The organism is Candidatus Hydrogenedentota bacterium (genome assembly GCA_016791475.1).
Classification (GTDB): Bacteria; Hydrogenedentota; Hydrogenedentia; order Hydrogenedentales; family JAEUWI01; genus JAEUWI01.
Genome location: JAEUWI010000515.1, coordinates 1 through 504, shown reverse-complemented (window position 1 = coordinate 504; position 504 = coordinate 1). Strand labels below are relative to the sequence as shown.

The window sequence follows — 504 nt, the reverse complement described above, 5'->3', positions numbered from 1 at the left end:
CAGGTCGGCGGCGGTGTTGACGCTTTCGGCGGTGGCAACTTCCTGTTCGATGTGGGCGGCGGCATCGGCGACGCGGTCGACAAAGGCGGCAGTGGCGCCGGCGGTGCGGGCGACCTCGGCGATGGTGGCGATCTGTTGCTCGACCGCGGCCGCGACGGCGGCGAAGACCGGGCGGATGCCGTCGATGACGGCAGTCACCTCGCCAACCGCGTCGATCGAGGCGGCGGCATCGGCGCGCAGGCTGCCAATGCGGTTGCGGATGTTGTCGGTGGCCTTTTGCGTCTCGGTGGCCAATCCCTTGACCTCGTGGGCGACGACGGCAAAGCCCCGGCCGGCGGTGCCGGCGCGCGCGGCCTCGATGGTGGCGTTCAAGGCGAGGAGGTTGGTCTGCTTGGCGATATTGGTGATGAAGCCAACCACCTCGCCGATTTCGCTCGACGAGTGGGCGAGGCCGGCGACGGTCTTGGTGGCGCGTGCCGCCGCAGTCGCGGCGCGGTCGGCAAG

The 504-nt window shown here is 70.4% G+C and carries 1 protein-coding gene; it reads right to left on the bottom strand.

Going from position 1 to position 504, the window contains the following annotated elements:
- A partial coding sequence (locus JNK74_30565; GenBank protein MBL7650511.1) for a methyl-accepting chemotaxis protein occupies nt 1-504 on the bottom strand: 504 nt, incomplete at both ends.